Annotated in this window: 24 protein-coding genes and 1 tRNA gene; 17 read left to right on the top strand and 8 right to left on the bottom strand. The window is 34.3% G+C overall.

The window, feature by feature from the left end; genetic code table 11:
- Positions 1 to 51 precede the first annotated feature (51 nt).
- Together SCB73_RS10845 and nadE are read right to left on the bottom strand one after the other, a co-directional pair.
- Positions 52 to 681, bottom strand: coding sequence for a response regulator transcription factor (locus SCB73_RS10845; RefSeq protein ID WP_026730588.1), 630 nt, complete (start codon positions 679 to 681; stop codon positions 52 to 54).
- Between the two features lie 93 nt (positions 682 to 774).
- Positions 775 to 1581, bottom strand: coding sequence for an NAD(+) synthase (gene nadE / locus SCB73_RS10850; RefSeq protein ID WP_320570032.1), 807 nt, complete (start codon positions 1579 to 1581; stop codon positions 775 to 777).
- Positions 1582 to 1679: 98 nt separating this feature from the next.
- Here nadE and gldB point away from each other — a divergent pair, with 98 nt between their 5' ends.
- Both gldB and gldC read left to right on the top strand, forming a co-directional pair.
- Positions 1680 to 2636, top strand: a complete 957-nt coding sequence (gldB, locus tag SCB73_RS10855; protein ID WP_320570033.1) for a gliding motility lipoprotein GldB — start codon at positions 1680 to 1682, stop codon at positions 2634 to 2636.
- On the top strand, positions 2636 to 2971 hold the full coding sequence (gene gldC, locus SCB73_RS10860; protein ID WP_162847875.1) for a gliding motility protein GldC: 336 nt from the start codon (positions 2636 to 2638) through the stop codon (positions 2969 to 2971). The genes gldB and gldC overlap by 1 nt, the downstream gene beginning before the upstream one ends.
- 78 nt (positions 2972 to 3049) lie before the next feature.
- Here gldC and SCB73_RS10865 read toward each other — a convergent pair whose 3' ends face one another.
- The 3 genes from SCB73_RS10865 to SCB73_RS10875 all read right to left on the bottom strand — a co-directional run bounded on the left by SCB73_RS10865 (position 3050) and on the right by SCB73_RS10875 (position 5257).
- Positions 3050 to 3682 carry a hypothetical protein gene (locus SCB73_RS10865; protein ID WP_320570034.1) on the bottom strand — a complete coding sequence of 211 codons (633 nt, stop codon included), beginning with the start codon at positions 3680 to 3682 and terminating at the stop codon, positions 3050 to 3052.
- Between the two features lie 146 nt (positions 3683 to 3828).
- Positions 3829 to 4449: a ribosome biogenesis GTP-binding protein YihA/YsxC gene (yihA, locus tag SCB73_RS10870; protein WP_320570035.1), complete on the bottom strand. Its 621-nt coding sequence runs from the start codon at positions 4447 to 4449 to the stop codon at positions 3829 to 3831.
- Positions 4450 to 4492: 43 nt separating this feature from the next.
- Positions 4493 to 5257 (bottom strand): alpha/beta fold hydrolase, encoded by a 765-nt coding sequence (locus SCB73_RS10875; RefSeq protein WP_320570036.1) that lies wholly within the window; start codon positions 5255 to 5257, stop codon positions 4493 to 4495.
- 377 nt (positions 5258 to 5634) lie between these two features.
- Here SCB73_RS10875 and SCB73_RS10880 point away from each other — a divergent pair, with 377 nt between their 5' ends.
- The 15 genes from SCB73_RS10880 to SCB73_RS10950 all read left to right on the top strand — a co-directional run bounded on the left by SCB73_RS10880 (position 5635) and on the right by SCB73_RS10950 (position 22500).
- Positions 5635 to 6108 (top strand): division/cell wall cluster transcriptional repressor MraZ, encoded by a 474-nt coding sequence (locus tag SCB73_RS10880; RefSeq protein WP_026730580.1) that lies wholly within the window; start codon positions 5635 to 5637, stop codon positions 6106 to 6108.
- The gene (rsmH, locus tag SCB73_RS10885) at positions 6083 to 6991 is read left to right on the top strand and encodes a 16S rRNA (cytosine(1402)-N(4))-methyltransferase RsmH (protein WP_320570037.1); all 909 of its coding nucleotides are present in this window, start codon (positions 6083 to 6085) and stop codon (positions 6989 to 6991) included. The genes SCB73_RS10880 and rsmH overlap by 26 nt, the downstream gene beginning before the upstream one ends.
- A gap of 13 nt (positions 6992 to 7004) precedes the next feature.
- Positions 7005 to 7352, top strand: coding sequence for an FtsL-like putative cell division protein (locus tag SCB73_RS10890; RefSeq protein ID WP_035651754.1), 348 nt, complete (start codon positions 7005 to 7007; stop codon positions 7350 to 7352).
- Positions 7343 to 9349: a penicillin-binding protein gene (locus SCB73_RS10895; protein ID WP_320570038.1), complete on the top strand. Its 2007-nt coding sequence runs from the start codon at positions 7343 to 7345 to the stop codon at positions 9347 to 9349. The genes SCB73_RS10890 and SCB73_RS10895 overlap by 10 nt, the downstream gene beginning before the upstream one ends.
- Positions 9346 to 10809 (top strand): UDP-N-acetylmuramoyl-L-alanyl-D-glutamate--2,6-diaminopimelate ligase, encoded by a 1464-nt coding sequence (locus SCB73_RS10900; protein ID WP_320570039.1) that lies wholly within the window; start codon positions 9346 to 9348, stop codon positions 10807 to 10809. Before SCB73_RS10895 ends, SCB73_RS10900 begins: the two co-directional genes overlap by 4 nt.
- Before the next feature lie 78 nt (positions 10810 to 10887).
- A complete protein-coding gene (gene mraY, locus SCB73_RS10905; RefSeq protein ID WP_320570040.1) occupies positions 10888 to 12120 on the top strand; it encodes a phospho-N-acetylmuramoyl-pentapeptide-transferase in 1233 nt (410 codons plus the stop codon).
- Complete coding sequence (gene murD / locus SCB73_RS10910; protein ID WP_320570041.1) at positions 12121 to 13452, top strand: UDP-N-acetylmuramoyl-L-alanine--D-glutamate ligase; 1332 nt, start codon at positions 12121 to 12123, stop codon at positions 13450 to 13452. It abuts the gene before it with no gap.
- A 77-nt stretch (positions 13453 to 13529) separates the two neighbouring features.
- A complete protein-coding gene (locus tag SCB73_RS10915) occupies positions 13530 to 14840 on the top strand; it encodes an FtsW/RodA/SpoVE family cell cycle protein (protein ID WP_320570042.1) in 1311 nt (436 codons plus the stop codon).
- Positions 14841 to 14885: 45 nt separating this feature from the next.
- Entirely contained in the window at positions 14886 to 15974 is a 1089-nt protein-coding gene (gene murG / locus SCB73_RS10920; RefSeq protein ID WP_320570043.1) for an undecaprenyldiphospho-muramoylpentapeptide beta-N-acetylglucosaminyltransferase, read from the top strand.
- A gap of 73 nt (positions 15975 to 16047) precedes the next feature.
- Positions 16048 to 17397: a UDP-N-acetylmuramate--L-alanine ligase gene (gene murC / locus SCB73_RS10925; RefSeq protein WP_320570044.1), complete on the top strand. Its 1350-nt coding sequence runs from the start codon at positions 16048 to 16050 to the stop codon at positions 17395 to 17397.
- Positions 17384 to 18106 carry a cell division protein FtsQ/DivIB gene (locus SCB73_RS10930; protein WP_320570045.1) on the top strand — a complete coding sequence of 241 codons (723 nt, stop codon included), beginning with the start codon at positions 17384 to 17386 and terminating at the stop codon, positions 18104 to 18106. Before murC ends, SCB73_RS10930 begins: the two co-directional genes overlap by 14 nt.
- 6 nt (positions 18107 to 18112) lie before the next feature.
- Positions 18113 to 19534, top strand: a complete 1422-nt coding sequence (gene ftsA, locus SCB73_RS10935) for a cell division protein FtsA (RefSeq protein ID WP_320570046.1) — start codon at positions 18113 to 18115, stop codon at positions 19532 to 19534.
- Positions 19535 to 19626: 92 nt separating this feature from the next.
- Positions 19627 to 21612 (top strand): cell division protein FtsZ, encoded by a 1986-nt coding sequence (ftsZ, locus tag SCB73_RS10940; protein WP_320570047.1) that lies wholly within the window; start codon positions 19627 to 19629, stop codon positions 21610 to 21612.
- A 284-nt stretch (positions 21613 to 21896) separates the two neighbouring features.
- Positions 21897 to 22346: a GatB/YqeY domain-containing protein gene (locus tag SCB73_RS10945; RefSeq protein ID WP_320570048.1), complete on the top strand. Its 450-nt coding sequence runs from the start codon at positions 21897 to 21899 to the stop codon at positions 22344 to 22346.
- Between the two features lie 80 nt (positions 22347 to 22426).
- Positions 22427 to 22500: transfer RNA gene (locus SCB73_RS10950), tRNA-Arg, on the top strand.
- Positions 22501 to 22582: 82 nt separating this feature from the next.
- Here the strand turns inward: SCB73_RS10950 and SCB73_RS10955 are convergent.
- The 3 genes from SCB73_RS10955 to SCB73_RS10965 all read right to left on the bottom strand — a co-directional run bounded on the left by SCB73_RS10955 (position 22583) and on the right by SCB73_RS10965 (position 25598).
- Positions 22583 to 23305, bottom strand: coding sequence for a hypothetical protein (locus SCB73_RS10955; protein WP_320570049.1), 723 nt, complete (start codon positions 23303 to 23305; stop codon positions 22583 to 22585).
- 170 nt (positions 23306 to 23475) lie between these two features.
- On the bottom strand, positions 23476 to 23907 hold the full coding sequence (locus tag SCB73_RS10960) for a hypothetical protein (protein ID WP_320570050.1): 432 nt from the start codon (positions 23905 to 23907) through the stop codon (positions 23476 to 23478).
- A 293-nt stretch (positions 23908 to 24200) separates the two neighbouring features.
- A complete protein-coding gene (locus SCB73_RS10965) occupies positions 24201 to 25598 on the bottom strand; it encodes a DUF1254 domain-containing protein (RefSeq protein WP_320570051.1) in 1398 nt (465 codons plus the stop codon).
- Positions 25599 to 25602: the final 4 nt, after the last annotated feature.

Consider the following 25602-nt stretch of genomic DNA (forward strand, 5'->3'; position numbering starts at 1 on the left):
AATACAGAGCTTTTTTATTACTGTTGATTGCCGAAGCAAATCAGCATTAAATTAAATAATTTCTAAAGTCTTAGCTTTGTTTACTAAGTCAACTAAATTAGTAACGTTTAATTTAGTCAATAATCTTAATTTGTAAGTACTGATCGTTTTTTCGTTCAGATTTAAGATTTTAGAAATTTCATTGTTTTTCTTTCCGTCACTTAAGTAACGCAAAACTTCAATCTCGCGATTAGAAAGTTTTCTGTACAAACGTTCGCTCTTGCTTTGTTTAGCAATAAGGGCCATGTTTTTGCGAACTGTTTCGTTGATAATAATTTTTCCTTCGTGTACTTTAATAATTGAAAGACCTAAAGTTTCAAGTTTTTCTGTTTTGTGTACATACCCCGAAACCCCCGCTTTAATTGCATTTGGAGCATACATTTGTTCAGCGAGGTCACTAAAAATTACAATTTTTGTTTTTGGGAAATTCTTCAAGATAGATTTCACTTCAAAGATGCTTGATAGACCTTCTAACTCTAGATCTAGAATTAGAATGTCGATCTCCTTCGTCTGAAGAATGTCTCTAACCATTGAAAAATTGCCTACGTTGGCAACAATTGAAATTTGATCGTGGTCTTTAAAATAAGACTTAACGCCAAAGTGCGTCACAGGATGATTGTCTGCTAGACATACTTTAATCATAATTTTTACCTTTTTAGAATTGTTATCATGTTTTTGGAACGGTAAAATTAATAAATAAATTCTGTAGTTTATAGCTGACAAATGTTAAAACTTTTATTTTAACGTTTTTGGTATCAAACAAACCGGAATTGATTCCATTTTATGCTTGTTGCTGGTGTTTAATCGTTTATAAATTTCAAAGACAGTTTTTTCTCTTCCATTAAAGTCACCTGCCGTCTTTCCTGACTCCGCCGCTAACATCGCCCATTCTAGTTCGTCATAACTTGCTCCAAGTTGATCTTCATCGGTACGATTATCACCAAATAATCCATCAGTTGGTGCAGCTGTTAAAATGGATTGCGGAATTTGCAAAAATTCTCCTAAAGCATAAACATCAGACTTCATTAAATCAGCAATCGGACTCAAATCAACTCCTCCATCGCCATATTTTGTGTAAAAACCAACACCAAAATCTTCGACTTTATTTCCGGTTCCGGCAACTAAAAGACCATGAATTCCGGCTAGATAATATAATGATGTCATTCTTATACGAGCACGTGTGTTTGCTAGAGAAAGATTGACTTTTGCTTCGTCGTCAGTTTTTGGTACTGCGCTTTTAAAAGCTTCAAAAGTAGCAGTCAAATCAGTTTGCACGCTTGAAACGTTTGGAAAACGTTTTTTTAATTGTTCAATATGCTCTTTTGCTCTTGAAACTTGACTTTCGGCCTGATGAATCGGCATTTCAACACATAAAATCTGTAAACCTGTCTGAGCACACAATGTAGAAGTCACCGCAGAGTCCACTCCGCCAGAAATTCCAATTACAAAACCATTTACTTTTGCGCTCTCAGCATAATTTTTTAGCCACTCTACAATGTGGATGTTTACTTTTTCTGTTTGAATCGTACTTTTTTTAGCCATAATAGTTCAAGTTTTAAGATACAGGGATGTATATTTGCACAAATATTTTAAGTATGTATTTATTTAAATTTATGCAACACAAATCTAATTAAAATAAAATGAAATTATATCGCTTTGCAGTGCTTCTGTGTTTGTTTTTTTTGTCTTGTGAACAAAAAAGCAAAGTCGAAAAACAAGTTGAGGAAATTCCAGTAGATATTAAAGTAGAACGTTTTGATAAAGCATTTTTTGAAGCTAAGCCAGAAGATCTTGGTAAATTAAAAAAGCAATATCCATTCTTTTTTCCGGCAGGAAATGATGACGCTGTCTGGATTCAAAAAATGCAGGAACCAATTTGGCGTGAAGTATATGCTGAGGTGCAAAAAAAGTATTCCAATTTTGAGCCGGTTCGCGCAGAGTTTAATTCGCTTTTTCAGCATGTGAAATATTATTTTCCTAAAACGAAAACGCCAAAAGTAATTACGGTAATCGGGGAAATGGATTATAACACTAAAGCAATTTATGCTGACAGTTTAGTTGTTGTCGCTTTAGAATTGTATTTAGGAAAAGAACATAAGTTTTATGAGTTTCCTGCTTATTTAAAGCAGAATTTTGAAGAGAAACAAATCATGCCCGATGTGGTTTCTAGTTTTACATACAGAAATATTCCGGCATTTCCTGATCGAAGCTTGCTTTCGCAGATGATTTTCGAAGGGAAACAGTTGTATGCTAAAGATTTGCTTTTGCCTGAATATTCAGATGCCGATAAAATGGGATATACTCCAGAGCAAATAAAATGGTGCGAAGAAAATGAAGCGTATATGTGGCGCTATTTTCTGGAAAAAGAAATGCTTTATAGCGATGATCCAAAACTTACAACCCGCTTTATTGCACCAGCACCGTTTTCGAAATTTTATTTAGAGATTGATAACGAATCGCCAGGAAGAGTAGGCGCATGGATTGGATGGCAGATGGTGCGTTCGTACATGAAAAATAACAATGTATCTTTGCAGGAATTGCTAAAAGTAAATGCAAAAGAAATTTTCGAAAAGTCAAAATATAAACCTAAGAAATAATGTCAAATACAATAAATTCAGAAATTAAATTCAATATAGAATTAGATGAAAACCGTGTTCCAGAAAAATTATCATGGAGTGCACAAGACGGTGGAGTTCGTGATGAAGAAGCAAAAGCAATAATGTTGTCTATTTGGGATAGCAAAGCCAAAGAAACAATGCGTATTGATTTGTGGACAAAAGATATGCCGGTGGATGAAATGAAAATCTTTTTCCACCAGACATTAGTAGCAATGGCGGATACTTTCAAACGTGCAACAGACGACGAAAAAATGTCGGATACAATGAAAGATTTCTGTGATTATTTTGCAGAAAAACTGGAATTAACGAAGTAAATAAATTCCAATATTAAAAATTCCAAATTCCAAACATTACAATTGGAATTTGGATTTTTTTTATTGACTATTTTAATGTTATTTGACTGATTTTTTATCGATGTCTTTAAAAATTTTCTTCAACGCTTTTGTCATCAATTGGTTGGAGTTTTTGTAAAAGGCAATATTGTCTATAAGTTTGTCTGACTTTTCGGTTTGCCACATTGGTTGCGAAGATTCTTTTCTTGTAATGCCTACTACATTTTGGGAATAAATTATTTGTTGCAGATTTAGGTCATAAATTTCGACAATTACCGAAGCTTCATTTTTTCCTGTTTCACTAGCACTCTGATATAGTTCGATTGTAGAGAAGTCGCTTTTGTTCTTTTTTGTAGAAATATTGATAAAAAAGTCAAATCCTGTTCCTTCTTTCAGTTCTTTTAATTTGGTTTTATTAGGATTCAAAGGGATTTTTCGAGGAACAAGCAATCCATTTACATCATGAATATATGATATGCGTTCTCCAAGATTTTTTCTGAAGAATTTCATGGATTCAGCTGTCAGTTGGTCTTTGGAATTTTTAGGTGCGTCTATTTCGTTTAAAAGCCATTTTCCTGAAGAAAAATCGACACCAGTTTGCTTAGGTGCTAAAAAAATAAATACTGGTGTAGTGCAAGAGGAGAAAAAGAAAAAAAGTAAAGTTATACTACAGACGAATTTGGTTTTTTTCATGAACGATAGGTTAATTCGTTCAAAAGTAGGGAAAGAAATTCCAATAAAAAAATCCCAAATTCCAAGTTGTACAATTGGAATTTGGGACTTTTTTATTGATTTTTTCCTTTCTTTCGATTGGAATTTGGAATTTAAAAATTTGTAATTTAAAACTGGTTGTTGTTTTTAAAAACTTCCTGATTTACTTCGTCTATGTATGACAAAAGTTCTTCTTTTCCAATTGATTCTGTCGATGAGGTTACAAAATAATGAGGCATTTCGGCCCAATTATTAGCATACATTTGTTTTTTGTAAGCTGCAATATGCGAGTCAACTTTTGTTCTGCTTATTTTATCTGCTTTTGTGAAAATAATGCAAAACGGAATTTCGCTCTCGCCCATGTAAGACATGAATTCAATGTCGATATTTTGCGCTTCGTGGCGAATGTCGATCAAGACAAAAGCACAAACAAGCTGTTCTCTGTTTTCAAAATAATCAGTAATAAATTGCTGAAAAACAGATTTGGTTTTTTTAGAAACTTTTGCATATCCATAACCTGGCAAATCGACCAAAAACCAATTATTGTTGATTTTGAAGTGATTTATCAATTGTGTTTTTCCAGGTTTTCCTGATGTTTTTGCTAAATTTTTATGATTGGTAATCATATTGATCAAAGATGATTTACCAACATTTGATCGGCCAATAAAAGCGTATTCTGGCAAAAATTCAGCCGGGCATTTTGAAGCGTCAGAATTGCTGACAATGAATTCGGCAGAAGTAATTTTCATGTTTTTTTGTTTTTAAACTTTCTTAAAAATAGAAAGTTAGATACTATAATTTCTGCTCAGTAAGCCATTTTTCAAGAATCTCGTTGAATTCATCAGGATGTTCCATCATAGCGGCGTGTCCACATTTGTCAATCCAATACAAAGTTGAATTTGGCAATAATTTATCAAATTCTTCGGCAACATTTGGAGGTGTTACAGAATCATTTTTACCCCAAATGATGCAAGTTTCTACAGTCATTTTTGGTAAATCTTTAGCCATATTATGACGAATTGCGCTTTTTGCAATCGTTAAAGTCTTGATTAATTTGATTCGGTCATTAGCAGTTGCATAAACTTCATCGATCAATTCTGGAGTAGCAATCGCAGGATCATAAAACACATCTTCAGCTTTCTTTTTGATATATTCATAATCTCCTCTTCTTGGATAGCTGTCGCCCATCGCACTTTCGTAAAGACCAGAACTTCCTGTAATTACAAGTCCAACAACTTTTTCAGGGTAAAGTTTTGTATGGTATAATGCGATATGTCCTCCCAATGAATTTCCAAGTAGAATTACTTTGTCAAAACCTTTAAAAGCGATAAAATCTTTTACATATTTGGCAAAACTTTTCACGTTTGTTTTTAAAATGCTTTGCGTGTAGATTGGCAAATCCGGGATTACCACTTTGTATCCTTTCGACGGGAAATATTGCGCTACACCATCAAAATTACTAAGGCCTCCCATTAACCCGTGTAAAATTACGATAGGAGTTCCTTCTCCAGCTTCAAAATAGCTGTACTTGCCTTCTTTTTTGTAGTGTTTGTCCATTTAATCTTATGCCAATTTCAATTTCGACAAATATAGGGTTAAATAAATAAAAATGAATTTTTGCTGCCGTTTTTTAACTAGATAATTTATGTAGAATTTATAACTGGTTAAAAATCAGCTTTTAGGGTGTTATTTGGTAAAAAAGTCAAATGTTAAGAAATCGATATAAAAATCATTTTTTTAAGAAAAATAGTGCTTAATTTTTTTGAATGATTAGTGTTATTAAGAAAACACTAATAATAAGTTAAACTATTGATTGTCTATGGCTTAGTGAAGGTGGTAGAAAAGTGGTTAAACTTATTAACAAAGTGGTATATTGTGGTAAAATGTGGTAATATTTTTTATATTTTTGTCCTATAACATCTTAATTGATTTTTTTGAACACAATTGTTGGAACATATGAGTGTAAAGTTGATGCTAAAGGAAGGCTAATGATGCCTGCGCCTTTGAAAAAGCAATTGGCTTCGTCACTTCAAGACGGTTTCGTTTTGAAACGCTCCGTTTTTCAGCCGTGTTTAGAATTGTATCCAATGGAAGAATGGAATTTGATGATGCAAAAAATCAATAAGCTTAATCGCTTTGTAAAAAAAAACAATGATTTCATTCGAAGATTTACTGCTGGAGTTAAAATGGTAGAGATTGATGCATTAGGAAGATTGCTGGTGCCGAAAGATCTGGTTGCTTTTTCAAGTATTTCTAAAGATGTTGTTTTTTCTTCTGCGGTTAATATTGTGGAAATTTGGGATAAAGATTTATACGAAAAATCAATAAGCGGCGAAGATATGGATTTTGCTGATTTAGCCGAGGAGGTAATGGGAAATATTAATGACGACGACAATGGAATATCATAATCCGGTTTTGCTTCATCCAACAGTTGATGGTTTAAATATTAAACCTGATGGCGTTTATGTAGATGTGACTTTTGGCGGAGGCGGACATTCAAAAGAAATTTTGAGACGCTTGGGGCCAAATGGAAAATTGTTTGCTTTTGATCAAGACGAAGATGCACTAGCAAATGCATTGCCAGATGAAAGGTTTACTTTAATTAATGAAAATTTTAGATTTATAAAAAGGTTCTTGCGTTTTCATGGTGTTAGAGGAGTTGATGGAATCTTGGCAGATTTAGGAGTTTCATCACATCAGTTTGATGTTCCTGAAAGAGGTTTCTCAACAAGATTTGATGCCGAACTTGATATGCGGATGAGTCAAAAAAATGATTTGAATGCTTATCGGGTGGTTAACGAATATGAAGAACAGGATTTACGTCGTGTTTTTTTTGATTATGGGGAGTTGAAAAACGCGCCAGCTTTAGCCAGAACAATTGTTGAAGCGAGAAGAGATTATCCTATCAAAACAACTGATGAGCTTAAAGAGGTCTTGAAAAAATATTTGCCAGAAAAGGTTCGAAACAAAGTATTGGCTCAGATTTATCAAGCAATCAGAATTGAGGTGAATCAAGAAATGGACGTTCTGAAAGAATTTATTGAGCAGTCATTAGAAATTTTGAATCCGGGCGGAAGGCTTTCAGTAATCTCATATCATTCTTTAGAAGATCGATTGGTAAAAAGATTCATTAAAAACGGAATGTTTGAAGGCGAGCCAGAACGTGATTTTTACGGAAATTTTTCCGTTCCGTTTAAGACCATCGGAAAATTGATTGTTCCAGATGACGCTGAAATCAAAATCAACAATAGAGCAAGAAGTGCAAAATTGAGAATTGCTGAAAAGATATAATATATAGGTAGAAATGAAAAGTGGAGTATTTGGCATATTAAAAGCAAGATTCTTGATCAATGACGACGCAATTAAAAACTGGCGTTTCATTGTTTTCATCATTTTGTTGGCCATTTTGATGATTGCAAATACACAGCGATACGAACAAAAGGTTTTTGAAATTGCAAAACTGAATAATGAAGTAAAAGAATTGAGATCAGAATTTGTAGATCGACGTTCAGAATTGATGAAATTAAAAATGGAATCAACGATTTCGGATAAAATGCTTGAAAAACAGATTTTTCCGTCAACGGTTCCTCCAATAAAAATAGAAGTTAAAAAAGAAGAAGAAAAAAGTTTCTTTAAAAGAATATGGCAGTAGACGATAAACATATATCCTACAGAATTTACCTCGTAGCAGTTTTCATCTTTTTGATGGCAATTGCTATTGTTGTTAAATTGACCAATATTCAATGGGTTCAAGGTGATCATTACAGGCAATTGGCAAAACAGCGAACGGTCAGAAATTTTGTGATTCCAGCAAACAAAGGAAATATTTATTCGGCTGACGGAAGTTTATTGGCAACATCAATCCCGAATTATGAAATTCGTTTTGATGCAAAAGCACCAAAACAAGAAACTTTCGAAAAATATGTAAAGCAATTATCAGATTCATTAGCTACGGTTTTAGACAGGCCAGCAGGTTATTACGAACAGGAACTGAGAAAGGCGAGAGCAAATAAAAATCGTTATTATTTGATTGCTCGCAATTTAAGTTATACGGATTATGTGAAAATTAAAGGATTTCCATTATTTAAGTTAGGAGCTTTCAAAGGCGGAATCATAATTGAGCAAGAAACGGTTAGAAAACACCCAATTGGAAAAATTGCGGAAAGAACTATTGGTTATGATCGAATAGATCCAGCGACAGGAATTGAAGTTGGAAAAGGAATTGAATGGGCTTTTAAAAGCTATTTGAACGGAAAAGATGGGAAAATCTTAAAGCAGAAAATAGCAAAAGGTCAATGGAAACCAATCCGCGACGTAAACGAAGTGGATCCAATTGATGGTTACGACGTGATTTCGACTATAGATGTATTTATTCAGGATATTGCACATCACGCTTTGTTGAAGCAACTTCAGGATTACGAAGCAGACCATGGTTGTGTTGTTGTGATGGAAACAGAAACGGGTTATATAAAAGCAATTTCTAATTTAGGGAGAAGTGAAGATGGATCGTATACAGAAACTGTGAACTACGCGGTAGCAGAATCTCACGAACCGGGATCGACTTTTAAGCTGGTTGATTTAATGGCGATATTAGAAGATAAAGTAGCTGATACCAGTACGGTTTATGACAGTCACAATGGTGTTGTCAAATATTATGGAAGATCTGTACGTGATTCACATCATGGAGGTTATGGAAAGATTTCATTAGCGCGTGGATTTGAGCTTTCGTCTAATACTGTAATGGTTCAGGCAGTTTACGATAATTATAAAAGTAATCCGTCAAAATTTGTAAATCATATTAAAAGTTTTGGTTTAGATAAACCTTTAGGATTGCATTTTAAAGGAGAAGGAAGACCAATTATTCCTCATCCTGGAGATAAAATCTGGTCGGGAATTTCACTTCCGTGGATGGCTTTTGGGTATTCAGTTTCGGTTACTCCAATGCAGACATTGGCATTTTATAATTCGGTTGCAAATAATGGTGTAATGGTAAGACCGCAATTTGTTTCAGAAATTAAAGAATGGAATAAAACGATTAAAAAATTCGATACAGAGGTAATTAATTCAAAGATTTGTTCAGATGAAACGCTTAAAAAAGTAAGAGCAGTTTTAGGAAACGTGGTGAAAAAAGGAACAGCTTCTAAGCTTTATTCCAAAGATTTTCCAATGGCGGGAAAAACGGGAACGGCCATGGTTAATTATAATAAAGCAGGAAGAGAAGGAATGTATTATGCATCCTCTTTTGTAGGGTATTTTCCAGCCGATCATCCAAAATATTCTTGTATTGTGGTAGTACATAAGCCAAATACAGCTAAAAATAATTATTACGGAGCAGACGTTGCGGGGCCAGTTTTTAAAAGAATCGCTCAAAAGATTTTTACAGATGCGCCTTCGACAAATAAAATAAAACAACTCGATTCAAGAGTGCCAAAACAAGACAGCAGCTACGATAAGTACACAGCTGAAGCAAATAAAAAAACAAATGTAATTCCGAATTTAAAAGGAATGCCAGGAATGGATGCAATTGCTTTGCTTGAAAATTTAGGTTTGAAAGTAAAAGTAAATGGAATTGGAAAAGTGAAGAATCAATCGATTCAAGCGGGTCAAAATATTAGCAAGAACGCAACAATTGTATTAGAATTATCGTGAAAGTATTAAAAGACATATTATATAAAGTAGCTATTGAATCTGTAAAAGGCTCAACGGATGTTGCTATTCAGAAAATCGAATTTGATTCGCGCAAAGTAGAGGCAAATGATATTTTTGTGGCAATTCGCGGTTCACTTTCAGATGGACATGATTACATCGAAAAAGCAATTCAGCTTGGAGCAAAAGCAGTTATTTGCGATACATTTCCAGTAAATGTTGCTAATGATGTGACTTATATTCAGGTAAAAGATACCAATGCTGCGTTGGCTTTTATGGCGGCTAATTATTTTGGAGATCCATCTGCAAAACTAAAATTAGTTGGCGTGACGGGCACAAACGGTAAAACAACAATTGCTTCATTATTGTTCCAGTTGTTCAAAAAAGCAGGTTTTAAAGTTGGTTTGCTTTCAACTGTAAAAATTATGGTTGATGAAACAGAATATCCAGCTACGCATACAACTCCAGATTCAATTACGATAAATCATTTTTTAAATGAAATGATTGAAGCAGGAGTGACGCATTGTTTTATGGAAGTGAGTTCGCATGGAATTCATCAAAAACGTACTGAAGCTTTGCATTTTGTGGGCGGAATTTTTACGAATCTTTCGCACGATCACTTAGATTACCATCCAACTTTTGCTGAATACAGAGATGTGAAAAAATCATTTTTTGATTCGCTTCCAAAATCGGCTTTTGTTTTATCAAACATTGACGATAAAAACGGATCGGTAATGTTGCAAAATACTGTAGCTAAAAAACTGACTTACGCATTAAAATCTTATGCAGATTATAGAGCACAGATTTTAGAAAGCCAATTATCTGGTTTGTTGTTGAAAATTAATGATAATGAAGTTTGGGTAAAACTAATTGGTACTTTCAACGCATACAATGTTTTAGCAATTTATGGAACAGCTGTAGAATTGGGAATTGATAGTCTTGAGGCGTTGCGATTATTGTCTGATTTAGAGAGTGTTTCGGGTCGTTTTCAATATATTGTTTCAAATGAAAAGATAACGGCGGTAGTTGATTATGCACACACGCCAGATGCGCTTGAGAATGTTTTGAAAACGATAAACGACATTCGTACAAAAAACGAACAGTTAATCACTGTTGTGGGTTGTGGCGGAAATAGAGATAAAACAAAAAGGCCAGTGATGGCAAAAAGCGCTTCAGAATTGAGTGATAAAGCTATTTTAACTTCTGATAATCCAAGAAACGAAGATCCTGAAGTGATTTTAGATGAAATGGAGGCAGGAGTTGAAGGGCAAAACTATAAGAAGATTCTAAGAATTACGGACAGAAAACAAGCGATAAAAACCGCTTGTCAATTGGCTCAGCCAAATGATATTATTCTTATTGCAGGAAAAGGGCACGAGACTTATCAAGAGATAAACGGTGTTCGCCATCATTTTGATGATATGGAAACTGTAAAAGAAATTTTAGAACAACTAAATAAATAATAAAAGAACAAATTCCAAAAACCGATTTACAGTTGGAATTTGGAATTTCAAAATTGGAATTTCAAAAAATAAGAAAATATGCTATACTATTTATTTGAATATTTTGACAAAACATTAGATATACCAGGAACAGGAGTTTTTCAGTATATCACTTTCAGATCGGCTTTGGCTTTAATGCTTTCGTTGCTTTTGTCTACGATTTACGGAAAAAGAATTATCAACTTTTTGCGTCGTCAGCAAGTAGGAGAAACGGTTCGCGAGCTTGGTCTTCAAGGACAAAATGAAAAAGCGGGAACACCAACAATGGGAGGTCTGATTATCATTTTTGCAACTCTTGTGCCTGTTTTGTTATTCGCTCGTTTGCATAATATTTATATCGTATTGCTTATTGTGACTACACTTTGGATGGGAACAATCGGCTTTATTGATGATTATATCAAAATATTCAAAAAAGATAAAGAAGGTCTTAAAGGAATTTTCAAAGTAATTGGTCAAGTTGGTTTGGGAGTAATCGTAGGTGCTGTTCTTTATTTTAATCCAGCAGTTACAGTTCGTACAGATACAGGAAGAACAGATGTTTTTAAAGCATCGCAAAATACAACCATTGTTTTGCCGGCTCCTGTTGAAGAAAAATCAACTGCTACTACAATTCCTTTTGTAAAAAACAACGAATTTGATTATGCCGAATTATTAGCTTGGACAGGAGATGGATATGAAAAATGGGCTTGGTTGATTTTTATTCCGGTTGTGATTTTTATTATCACAGCGGTTTCTAACGGAGCAAATTTAACTGATGGAATCGATGGTCTCGCCGCCGGAACCTCCGCTGTTTCTGTACTCGCGCTCGGGATATTTACATTCGTTTCAGGGAATATTATTTTTTCTAATTATCTGAATATTATGTACATACCAAATTCAGGAGAAATGACGGTTTTTATATCCGCTTTTGTGGGTGCATTGATTGGATTCCTTTGGTACAATTCTTATCCGGCATCTGTTTTTATGGGAGATACAGGAAGTTTGACAATTGGCGGAATTATAGCGGTTTTAGCGATTGCAGTTCGTAAAGAATTATTGATTCCATTATTATGCGGAATCTTTTTAGTGGAGAATTTCTCAGTGGTTTTACAAGTGAGTTATTTCAAATTTACTAAAAAGAGATATGGCGAAGGACGTAGAATTTTCTTGATGTCGCCTCTTCATCATCATTATCAGAAAAAAGGATATCACGAAAGTAAAATTGTAACCAGATTCTGGGTTGTTGCCATCATGTTAGCTATTTTATCAATTGTTACTTTAAAATTAAGATAGATGAGGCTGGTTGTGCTTGGAGGAGGAGAAAGTGGTGTGGGGACCGCCATTCTCGGAAAGAAAAAAGGATACGATGTTTTTGTATCTGATTTCGGAAAGATAAAAGAGAGTTATAAAGAAGTTCTTATCATTAATAAAATTGCTTGGGAAGAAGAACAGCATACAGAAGATTTAATTCTGAACGCTGATGTCGTGATGAAAAGCCCTGGAATTCCTGAGAAATCGCCAATAGTAAAAAAGCTGATTGCGGCCGGAGTAAAAGTGATTTCGGAAATTGAATTTGCAAAGCCTTTTACAGAAGCGCTTACAGTTGGAATTACCGGAAGCAATGGTAAAACTACAACAACAATGCTGACGTACCATTTACTGAAATCGGCTGGATTGAATGTAGGATTGGGAGGTAATATTGGAAAAAGCTTTGCTTGGCAAGTTGCCGAAAATAAATTTGATGCATACGTTCTTGAATTAAGCAGTTTTCAGCTTGATGGAATCATAGATTACAGGCCAGATATTGCCATAATTACGAATATCAGTCCGGATCATCTCGATCGATATGAATATAAATATGAAAATTATATCAATTCGAAATTCCGAATAACGATGAATCAGACTGAAAGTGATTATCTGATTTATGATGCCGATGATGAAGCAAGCACAGAATGGTTAAAAAATAATACAACAAAAGCGAAATTAATTCCTTTTTCATTGACTAAAAATCTTAAAGAAGGAGCTTCTATAAATAACAACAAAATGGAAATAAAGATCAACCAAGAAGAGTTTACAATGGATACAGAACACATTGCGTTAGAAGGAAAACATAATATGAAAAATGCAATGGCAGCAAGCTCTGTAGCAAAATTGATGCAAATTAGAAATGCAACAATTCGTGAAAGTCTATCTAATTTCCAAGGTGTTGAGCACCGTTTAGAAAAGGTATTAAAAATTCAGAATGTACAATATATCAACGATTCAAAAGCAACAAACGTTAACGCTACTTTCTTTGCTTTAGACAGTATGAATGTGCCAACAGTTTGGATTGTGGGAGGAGTTGATAAAGGAAACGATTACAACGAATTAATGTCGTTAGTTCGTGAGAAAGTTAAAGCGATTATCTGTTTAGGAATTGACAACAGAAAAATTATCGAAGCTTTCGGAAACGTTGTTGATATTATGGTTGAAGTGAATAATATGAATGATGCAGTGAAAACTGCCCAAAGATTAACAGAAAAAGGTGACGCTGTTTTATTATCTCCAGCTTGCGCAAGTTTCGATTTATTCGAAAATTATGAAGATAGAGGAAAGCAATTTAAGCAAGCAGTTCACAATCTGTAAAAATGGTTTCAGGTTTCAAGTTTCACGTTAGGAGAAACTTGAAACTTGAAACAAAGAAAATCTGAAACAAAATTAAAATGAAAGAACTAGTAAACAAACTAAAAGGAGATAGAGTAATATGGTCATTCGTGGCTTTATTAGCGCTGTTTTCGTTTATGCCTGTTTTTAGTGCAAGTAGTAATTTGGCATATATAGGGCACGGAACTGGAAATACGTTGGGGTATTTGCTGAAACATTTAGCGCATGTATGCATTGGTTTCTTGATTATATATTGGGTTCACAGAGTGCCATATCATTATTTCAGAGCTATTTCTAAAATTGCTTTGCCAATAGTTTGGTTCTTATTGCTTTATACATTGTTAAAAGGAACAGTTATTGCCGGAGCAAATGCGAGCCGTTGGATTCAGGTGCCGTTTATCGGAATTACATTCCAAACTTCGACATTGGCTTCGATTGTTTTGTTCATTTTCGTAGCGCGTTATTTGTCAAAAACCAAAGAAGAAAACGAACCTTTTCAAGTGTCGTTTATACAGCTTTGGATTCCAGTATTTATTACATTGGCATTGATTTTACCTGCTAACTTTTCGACCACAGCGTTAATTTTTGCAATGGTTTTAATGCTTACGTTCATTGGGAAATATCCATTAAAACATATCGGAATTATCATAGGTTCAGGAGTTGCTATGTTGGCATTTTTCCTTTTAGTTGCAAAAGCTTTTCCGGATTCAAGATTTTTCAGCAGGGTTTCAACTTGGGAAAGTCGTATTATGAACTTTACCACTGATAAACCTGACGAAGACGATTATCAGATCGAAAAGGCGAAAATTGCAATTGCATCTGGAAGACTCGGCGGATTAGGTCCTGGAAAAAGTGTTCAGAAAAACTTCCTGCCACAATCTTCTTCAGATTTTATTTATGCCATTATTGTTGAAGAATACGGACTTGTTGGCGGAGTTGCAATAGTGATTTTGTATTTATTGCTTTTGTTCCGATTTGTGATCGCGTCACACAAAGCCAATACATTGTTTGGAAAACTTGTCGTCGTTGGTCTCGGTTTCCCGATGATATTTCAGGCGATGATCAATATGGCGGTTGCAGTTGAGTTATTGCCGGTCACAGGGCAGACATTACCACTGATAAGTTCAGGAGGAAGTTCGATTTGGATGACTTGTTTAGGACTTGGAATCATCATAAGCGTTACGAAAAAAGAAGAAGAAATAGCTGAAGAAAAAGAAGAGAAAGAACGACGAAAAGAAGCACTTCAAAGATTAATAGATAAAGAATTAGCAGAAGAAGATTTGCCAGCTGACGAAATTTATGAAGAAGAGGCAATGTATTCAATCGAAGACAATTCAAGAAATCCGATGAATGCGGTTTTAAACAGATAAGATTAAAATATAATATTTTTTTTAAAAGTTGTAATTTTTAGAGAGATGACAAAGTATAAATTCATACTTAGCGGAGGAGGAACAGGAGGACACATTTATCCTGCGATTGCGATTGCAAATGAATTAAAATTACAATTTCCTGATGCCGAATTTCTTTTTGTGGGTGCCAAAGATAAAATGGAAATGCAAAAAGTGCCCCAGGCAGGTTACGAGATAAAAGGTCTTTGGATTGCTGGATTACAGCGCAAATTGACTTTACAAAATATGATGTTTCCGCTAAAATTGGCGACAAGTTTATTGGAATCAAGAAAAATCATTAAAAAATTCAAACCAAATGTAGTAATTGGAACTGGCGGATTTGCAAGTGGTCCATTATTACAAGCGGCAGGATCAGCGGGAATTCCGACAGTTATTCAGGAACAGAATTCTTTTCCGGGGATAACCAATAAATTGTTGAGTAAAAAAGCAAATGCCATTTGTGTAGCTTATGACAATTTAGAAAGATTTTTTCCAGCTGATAAAATTGTTTTGACTGGAAATCCAGTACGTCAGGATTTAATTGATATTGAAAGTAAACGCAATGAAGCTATTGCTTTTTATGGCTTAGATCCAAATAAAAAAACATTACTGGTTTTAGGCGGAAGTTTAGGTGCCAGAAGAATCAATCAGTTAATTGAAAAAGAATTGCAAAATTTCCTTTCGCAAGATGTTCAGATTATCTGGCAATGTGGAAAGTTGTATTTTGAAGATTATAAAAAATACAATCAACCAAATGTAAAAGTGGTTGATTTCATTGAAAGAATGGATTTTGTTTACGCAGCATCAGATGTGATTATTTCACGAGCAGGAGCTTCATCTGTATCAGAATTATGCATTGTTGGAAAACCAGTAATTTTTATTCCGTCGCCTAATGTAGCTGAGGATCATCAAACTAAAAATGCACAAGCAATCGTAGATGCAAAAGGTGCGATTTTGTTGAAAGAATCAGAATTAGACAGCGAATTTAGTATTGTTTTTGAAGCGTTGTTAAAAGATGAAGGGAAACAAAAACAATTGAGTGATAACATTAAAAAACTTGCAAAACCGAAAGCTACACAAGACATCGTGGCTGAAATTGTGAAGTTAATTAAATAGGAGTTGTCAAAAGTTAAAGATGCAAAGTGCGCGACTTTAAAAACTTTTGACTTTAAGACATTAAGACTGAATTATGAATTTAAATCAAATACAAAACGTTTATTTTATAGGTATCGGAGGCATCGGAATGAGTGCTCTGGCTCGTTATTTCAAATATATTGGAAAACAAGTTTCAGGTTACGACAAAACGCCATCAATGCTTACAAGTGAATTGATTGAAAGTGGTATTGATATTCATTTTGAAGACAATATTAATTTGATTCCGACTGATTATTTTGTAGAAAATACATTGGTGATTTTTACTCCAGCAGTGCCTAAATCACATTCAGAGTGGAATTATTTTATTGAAAGAAATTACGAAATTAAAAAACGTGCTGAAGTATTAGGAATTATTACCAAAGACACTTTTAGTTTTGCAGTTGCCGGAACACACGGAAAAACTACGACATCAAGTATTTTGGGGCATATTTTATATGAAAGTGGTGCTGATGTTACTGCCTTTGTGGGCGGAATTGTAGAGAATTATAATTCAAATTTAATTGGAACCGGAAAAACGGTAACAGTTGTTGAAGCAGATGAATTCGACAGATCGTTTTTGCATTTGCATCCAAATATTGCTTGTGTGACTTCTATGGATGCTGATCATTTGGATATTTATGGAACAAGCGATGCAATTCAAGATTCTTTCAGGGAATTTGCTTCAAAAATAGAAGATAAAAATCATCTGTTTATTACTAAAGAATTGCCTTTAGAAGGTGTTCAATGTGCGATAAATGAAGATGCAGTATATAAGGCGTATAATGTTCGAATTGAAGACGGAAGCTATGTTTTTGATGTGCAGACGCCATCAGAAATAATAAAAGATCTTCGTTTTGGATTGCCAGGAAAACACAATTTAATGAATGGATTGATGGCTATTGCGATGGCAAAAACTTTTGGCACCCCGACCGAGTCCATTGCAAAAGCCATTGCTTCATTCAGAGGGATCAGAAGACGTTTTTCTTATCAGATCAAATCAGACAAGTTAGTTTATATAGATGATTATGCACATCATCCAACAGAAATAAATGCTGTTCATCAAGCAGTTAGGGAGTTGTATCCGGGGCGAAAAGTTTTGGCTATTTTCCAACCGCATTTGTTCAGCAGAACCAAAGATTTTGTAGATGGATTTGCAGAAAGCTTGTCTCAGTTTGACGAAGTGTTTTTAATGGATATTTATCCTGCAAGGGAACTTCCAATGGAAGGAGTGACTTCAGAATGGCTATTGGGCAAAATGACAAATTCGAACAAAAAAATTGTTGCAAAAGAAGATTTATTGGCACACATCAAAGCAAATGATGCACCAATAATTGTAACAATAGGAGCAGGTGATATTGGAGAAATGGTACCATCAATTAAACAGATGCTAAATGAAAATATTTAATTGGACAAATATTAGATTAGTACTTATTTTCGGACTAGTTCTTTTTCTTTATTCCTTCGCGCAACATCGAAATGGAGATCGAAAATTGAAAAAATCTGAGGTTGTTTTTGTAGGAGAAAATGCTCTTTTTGTCAAAGCAGAAACGGTTAATAAATTGTTGATAGAAAATAAAAGAGACGCTTCCAGTATTAGAAAAGATGAAGTAGATTTGAATAAGATAGAAAAAACCCTTGATGCGCAAGACATGATTGAGAAGTCAGATGTTTTTGTAAGTATCGACGGTGTTCTAAAAGCGGTAGTAAAACAGAAGACACCAATAGCAAGGATTCTTGATGGTGGTCGATCTTTTTATATTGACTATGAGGGAGGTAAAATGCCCTTGTCAGACAATTTTACGGCGCGAGTTCCTCTTGTTTCAGGGGCAATAAATGAAAAAAATAACGAAGATTTAGCTGCTTTATTTCGCACAATTTATGACGATGCGTTTTTGAAAAAAAACATCATTGCAATACAAATTATGCCTAATGGCAGCCTAAAAATGTTTAATAGAAACTATGATTACTTCATAGATTTTGGCAGAACGATGAATGTTGATAAGAAATTTAGAAACTATAAAGCGTTTTTTCAAAAAGCAGTTTTAGATAGTTCGTTATACAAATACAAAAAAATTGACCTTAGGTTTACGGAACAAGTAGTTTGCACAAAATAATAGAAAATGGAAAAAGATAACATTGCAGTAGGTCTAGATATTGGAACGACAAAGATAGTTGCCATGATAGGCAAGAAGAATGAGTATGGCAAATTGGAGATTTTGGGTATCGGAAAATCCAAAAGTTTGGGAGTTGCGAGAGGAGTGGTAAACAATATCACGCAAACTATTCAATCAATCCAGCAAGCGATACTTGAGGCAGAAAACAATTCAGGTTACAAAATAAAAGATGTTGTTGTGGGTATTGCCGGACAGCACATCAGAAGTATTCAGCATACAGATTATATTAGCAGAAGCAATCCAGAAGAAGTAATTGGCGAAAAAGATATTCAGCTTTTGATTGACCAAGTGAATAAATTGGCAATGTTGCCAGGTGAAGAAATTATTCACGTTTTGCCACAAGAATTTAAAATTGACGGGCAATCTGAGATTAAAGAGCCAATTGGAATGTACGGTGGAAGATTAGAGTCTAGTTTTCACGTTGTGGTGGGACAGGCTTCTTCAATCAGAAATGTTGGAAGATGTATTCAAAGTTCAGGAATTGAATTATCTGGATTGACTTTAGAACCATTAGCTTCTGCAGATGCTGTTTTGAGCCAAGAAGAAAAAGAAGCAGGTGTAGCACTTATCGATATTGGAGGTGGAACCACAGATTTGGCCATTTTTAAAGATGGAATTATTCGTCACACCGCTGTTATTCCTTTTGGAGGAAATGTAATTACAGATGATATTAAAGAAGGCTGTTCGATTATTGAAAAACAAGCGGAGCTTTTAAAAATAAAATTCGGATCAGCTTGGCCGGGAGAAAATAAAGACAACGAAATTGTTTCTATTCCTGGTTTAAGAGGAAGAGAGCCAAAAGAGATTTCGCTTAAAAACTTATCAAAAATCATCCATGCACGTGTGGTGGAAATTATTGAGCAGGTTTTTGCAGAAATTAAAGCTTACGGACACGAAGATCCTCGCAAAAAATTAATTGCTGGAATTGTTCTTACAGGTGGTGGAGCACAACTAAAACATATCAAACAATTAGTTGAATATATTACTGGTATGGATACCAGAATTGGATATCCAAATGAACATTTAGCTGGAAATTCGAGCGAAGAAATTTCGAGCCCATTGTTTGCAACTGCTGTAGGGTTAGTGATGAACAGTATTGAAAACAGTACACAAAGTGCCGTTAGGATGGAAATTGTAAATGAACAGCCAAAAGTAGTTTACAGAAATGCTCCAGTGCAGCAACAACAGCCAGTGCAGCAACGATACGAAGTTGAAGAAAACTACGTTGAAAGAGTAGAAACTATTGATGAGCCTAGAGAGACAAGAACGAACAAGGTCGAAGCAGAATCTACAGAAACCAAAATTAGGAGATCATTTTTTGACAGATACGTCGATAAAATCAAAGATTTTTTAGACAACGCTGAATAAATATAAGCCGAATAGAGAAAAGAGAAGGATTACTTTCTGGCCCCAAGTCACGAAGTAAAAAATGTACTAAATAAGAATTAAAAACCAAAAAGATGATGAGCAACTCAGAATTTGGAAGCATTTCATTTGATTTGCCAAAAAACCAGTCAAATGTAATCAAAGTAATAGGTGTAGGTGGAGGAGGTAGCAACGCTATCAACCATATGTTTAAACAAGGTATTAAAGGCGTTGATTTCATCGTTTGTAATACCGATTCACAAGCACTGCAGAACAGTTCAGTGCCTAACAAGATTCAGTTGGGTATGAATTTGACAGAAGGTCTTGGTGCAGGAGCAAATCCTGATGTAGGACAACAGTCTGCTATTGAAAGTATTGCCGATATTGAAAAAATGTTGGATCGCAATACTAAAATGGTGTTTATTACTGCGGGTATGGGTGGTGGTACCGGTACTGGTGCTGCGCCAGTTATCGCACAATTAGCAAAAGAAAGAGAAATCTTAACAGTGGGTATCGTGACGATTCCGTTTCAATTTGAAGGGAAAGTGCGTCAAGAGCAGGCACTTTTAGGAATCGAAAAATTACGAAAGCAAGTTGACTCTTTGATCGTAATTAATAATAATAAATTAAGAGAGGTTTACGGAAATCTTGGTTTCAAAGCTGGATTCTCAAAAGCTGACGAAGTTTTGGCAACTGCCTCAAGAGGTATTGCCGAAGTAATTACGCACCACTATACTCAAAATATTGATTTGCGCGATGCTAAAACAGTTTTGGCAAACAGCGGAACTGCGATTATGGGATCTGCGGTATCACAAGGAGAGAACAGAGCTAAAGATGCAATTGTATCGGCATTGGATTCTCCATTGTTGAATGACAATAAAATTACAGGAGCCAAAAACGTATTGTTGCTTATCGTTTCTGGATCTAATGAAATAACGCTTGATGAGATTGGAGAAATCAACGATCACATTCAGGCAGAGGCTGGTTACAATGCAAATATTATCATGGGAGTTGGTGAAGACGAAGCTCTTGGGGAGGCTATTGCTGTAACTATTATTGCAACTGGTTTTGATGTTGAACAACAAAATGAAATCGTGAATACTGAGCCTAAGAAAATTATTCACACGTTAGAAGACGAACAAAGAAGTGTTCACAATTTAACAAACAAACCGCTTGCATCTTTTGATTTAAATGCAGAAACACCTATTGCAAAATCTGAAGATAAAGTTGTTTTTGATTTAATGGAAGATACGGTTGCTCCCGTAGTTCAAACTCCAGTTGCTCCGGTAACGCCACCAACAATCAATCAAGAAGAATTGGTAGTGATGTCTGAGTTTATCAAGAATCTTGATGTAACTTTTGAAATCGTTTCGCCAATTACAGATATCGATTTTAAAATTTCTGCTCCAGAAGTCCCAGCTTACCAAGAAGTAAAACCGGTACAGCAAAGAACTTTTGAGAAAGAAGAACAAACGACTTTTTCATTTGATTTGCCACTTTTTAGAAGTGAGCCTGAAGTGAAAAAAGAGCCAGTAGCAGAACAACAAGAAAATAAAATTGTTTTTGAGTTAACAAACGAAACACGTAATATTAAAGTAAACGATCCAGTTTCATTTGTGCCGGTTACTGAACTTTCGGATAACGGAATTATCAAATATTCTTTGGAAGAATATATGGAAGTGGAGAATGATTTAATGGCTTCTAAACCGGTTGAAAAAGTGGTTGAAGATACTGTGCCAGAAGAATTAAACATCACTTTGAAACCAAGAGTTGATTTTGCTGCTCAACCAGATTACACAACAACTGCTGAAGTTTCTCCAATGGAATTGACAATTGAAGAAACATTGCGTTTGCGTGCTGAAGAAAGAAGAAAGAAACTAAAAGAATTTAATTATAAATTCCACAATAATGTTTCAAGAATTGATGAGTTGGAAAAAGAGCCAGCTTATAAAAGATTAGGAATTGATTTATCAAATTCTCAATCTAATAATACCAATTCTAGAATTTCTGTTGGAACAGACAGCAACAACGATTTGCAATTGCGTTCAAATAATTCATTTTTGCACGACAACGTAGATTAGTTTTCAAAATCTTAATATAAGGATAGCCCGAAAATTGGATTTAATTTTCGGGTTATTTTTTTTATCTTCGCACAGAATTTAGAAATTTGACTTTTAAATAGTGCTTTTAAAACAATATTGTCACCCTGAGCGTAGTCGAAGGGCTTTTTGTCGGAAAGGGCTTCGACGAAGTTTATTCTGAGCGAAGTCGAACGGACTCAGCCTGACAGACTATATTATTAGTCGAACAAACAAATTAATACATCAATTAATAGGCATTGGCTTATTTTAAATAAAACATAAACATGAGTTTACAAACACAAATCATGGACGAAATCAAAAACGCCATGAAAGCAAAAGATACTGTAGCTTTAGAAGCTTTAAGAGCTGTTAAATCTGAATTATTATTGGCTTCAACTGCATCTGGATCTAAAGAAGAATTATCTGAAGAAGATGAAATTAAATTACTTCAAAGATTGGTAAAAACACGTAAAGAAAGCGCAAGAATCTTTACAGAACAAAACCGTCCTGATTTAGCTGAACCAGAATTGGCTCAGGTAGCAGTAATCGAGAAGTTTTTGCCAGCTCAATTAAGCGAAGCAGAAGTAGAAGCTGTAATTGCAAAAATCATTGCTGAAACAGGAGCTTCAGGCATTGCTTCAATGGGTAAAGTTATGGGATTAGCATCTGCTCAATTGGGCGGAACTGCTGAAGGAAAAACCATTTCTACAATTGTGAAGAAATTACTTTCGTAAATATAATTTTAGATTTTAGACTGTAGATTTTAGATTCTAATCAGCAATCTAAAATCTATAATCTAAAATCAAAATAAACTGACCTCGTAGTTCAACTGGATAGAATATCAGATTTCGGCTCTGAGGGTTGGGGGTTCGAACCCCTCCGGGGTCACTATAAAAAATGAAAAGCCTGAGAATGTAAATTCTCAGGCTTTGTTTTTTGGTTCGAATCCCATCAAAGAGTATTTTTTGAATCAATTAATGATTTTAAATTTTCCTTTTATTGTTTCACCTTCAAAAGTCGCTGTATAGTAAATAATTTTATTATCAATTCTATCAATTTTCACGTTCATTTTATCACCTATTTTATAGTTTAATTCGCTAGCTGTTAATTCGATTACTATTGCATTGTATTCACACTCATTTATCCATTCTAGGTTTGATTTAATATAATTTTTATCACCATTTGGATACTCCGTAAATATATTGTCTTTAATAATTATGTAAGTTGAATCATCATCTGTTTCGGAATATCTTAATTTGCAATTTTTTAAAAATGAACAATTTACTTTTTCAACAGATTGTTTTTTTGCTATGTAGAAAAAATTCATATCATATTCCTTTGATGATTTTAAAATTGGATAAAGTTTTTCATTTCTAATCAGCCATTTTTTATTTGCAGGGAAATTGTCATCGTTTTTTAGAATTAATATATCTTTTTTAATAGTCCAAGTTCCAAAAGTTGTGTGCTTTTCGCCTATTGTATAACTCATTTCAAAAGTTCCATCGGATTTAAAATTAACAGTTGATTGAAGCCAACTTGTTTGAAACTCATAAATTCCTGAAATGTCTGAGACACTATGTTTTTTTTGGTTTGAGGTCATTTGATTCTCCGTTATATCAACAGTATAAGCCGATAAAATCAATACTGAAGTAATATATATAAATAAACGAGTAATAATTTTTAATTTTATCATTTGTTACATTATGTTATTGGTTTTTCCTATTGTTGAGAGACATTACCACAAACGTTCTAACGCTACATGAGGTTTGCTAGTTATTAAACGGAGTATTTTCTGTTAACCAAAAATAGAAATAAAAATCTCACTAAATTCGCATATCGCTTGAAAGAACTTTTTAGTAAGATTTATATTTTCAGCCACCATTTCATTGTTTTTATTTTTTCAGTTTGTATGGCATTCAATTTTTGAGAATCAAATTCAGTCAATGTATTTTTGAGTGATTCGAGTCCATAATTTTCCTTTAGCCAAAAAGGGAATTCTTCAACACTTTTATTCCAATTTTCGATTGTAGATTTTAGGATAGTACTTAAATCAATTTCTGTTTTTGGTTTTATCTTATTTAATATTATTCCAGCATATTTTTGGTCGGTATATTGAGTGTTTTGTCTATCTACATTTTCGAATATTTTAATTATGGCACTTACAATTATTTCGTCCATAACGTTATCCAACTTATCAATAAATTGTCTTATTCTTAAATCTCCTATTTTATCCATTAAGTCAATAGATAAATAAAATTCTTTTTGAAAATCATCTGTTGTTTTTGGTATGTTCATCTTGTTTAAGCTTGTTGCTAACTTATATGTATGTCCGACATTATGTATTGGCTACACCAGATAAATATAAGTATTTTCTTCTTTTCAAAAATAAGCTTTTTAATTTATTACTTAGGAGGGATTTACACTCGAATCTCACAAAATCAGACCTCATTTAAAATTTTTAAATCGCCTAACAAATGGTTCGAATTCTGCCCCGTCAAGGTCACTGTAAAAAATGAAAAGCCTGAGAATATAAATTCTCAGGCTTTGTTTATTCTGTATGTAACATAGTTATTTGACTAAAATTCAATTTACTTTTTTTCAGGCAAAGGCATTTTCCATACATTATTGATTACATCAGGTTGCGGACCATAAATACGCATGACAAACATAAAATTTTCGTCTTTTGGAGTAGGAAGCCAATTGCTTTCTTTGTCTTTTCCTGGAGAGTCTTTTTGCATGTAAATAATCAAATCGCCATTGGATTCATATTTTAAGCCTTTGGTTTTGTTTCCAATAGAATACCGGTTTATCGGGTTTGAAACCAGAAAACGTTTTGGCAGATTATACATGGTTATGCTCCAAAAGTATTTTGCTTCCGGAAGCTCGCTTTTATTGAATTTTAAAATATAATTGCTGTTTCCTTGTAGTGGCAGATTGTCTTTATCGGTACTGCTTCCTGTGTAAACGGCTTCTTCTTTTGTATTTCCATAAATTCCAGCGGCAGCCGCAATTGCACGATTAAGATAATTGTTTTTTAACTCCGCTCGTGTCCCAAAAAGACTTCCGGCATCTTTTACATTATTTACCTTAGATCCTAATTCCTGTTTTGCCTCTGCAATTCCTTTTTCTATAGCTTTAATGGTTTCTGGTGGATATTTAGAACTGTCAAAAGGTGTTCCGGGTACAATTCCAATTTTAGCAAAACGAGCTCTAAGATCTTTTTCGCTAGTGTCCTCAGTTGTATATTGTAATAAAGAATTTAAGATAGAAATGAATTGTGGAGAGCTGTAATCGCTTTCTTTCCAAGCAGGCAATGGCAAATTGTATTTTTTTGCTACTGGAGCTGTCTGTCGCGTAAACTCATGTAGCGGAATTAATTTATATTGTGCTTGTATTCTTTTAAGATTTGGCACATCAGATGGATCATGAAGTTGCGTACGGCCAACGAGAAAGATTAAATTGGTTTCAGAATGCAAAACCTTATTGATGCCTTTTGGCGTTTCGCCTTTCCAGTCTGGTCCAGCAATCAAGTATTTCCCGGGATTGTTTCCCGTTGCGCGCGACCCAATATATTCATAATTGAACGTATATAAATCTACAAACTGCATGACATAATATCTGTCATTTTCAATTTTTGGAACTTCTAAAACAACTGGCTCGTCTGAAACATCTATAGCAGCCATTGAGTATGGAGTGTCATTGTTAATTGTTACAACTAGTGTATCGGCAGGAGTGGCACTCATTGAAAAGTTCTTGAACTTGTTAAAACCTACATATTCTTTTGCTTCTTTGTTTATTGCACTGGCATAAATGGTTTTATAATTGTAAAACATCGGATAACCATAGATCCATGCTTCCTTGGTAATAGCAGTTATTGAATCTGAAGAAACAGCTGTTTCTGCATTATCTTGCTTGTCTTTTGGCTGGTCTTTTTTGCACGCGGTGAATGCTAAAAGTACTAGGATTAAAAAAGAGAGATTTTTCATAATT

The organism is Flavobacterium sp. KACC 22761 (assembly GCF_034058155.1).
In the GTDB taxonomy this organism is placed as follows: Bacteria; Bacteroidota; Bacteroidia; order Flavobacteriales; family Flavobacteriaceae; genus Flavobacterium.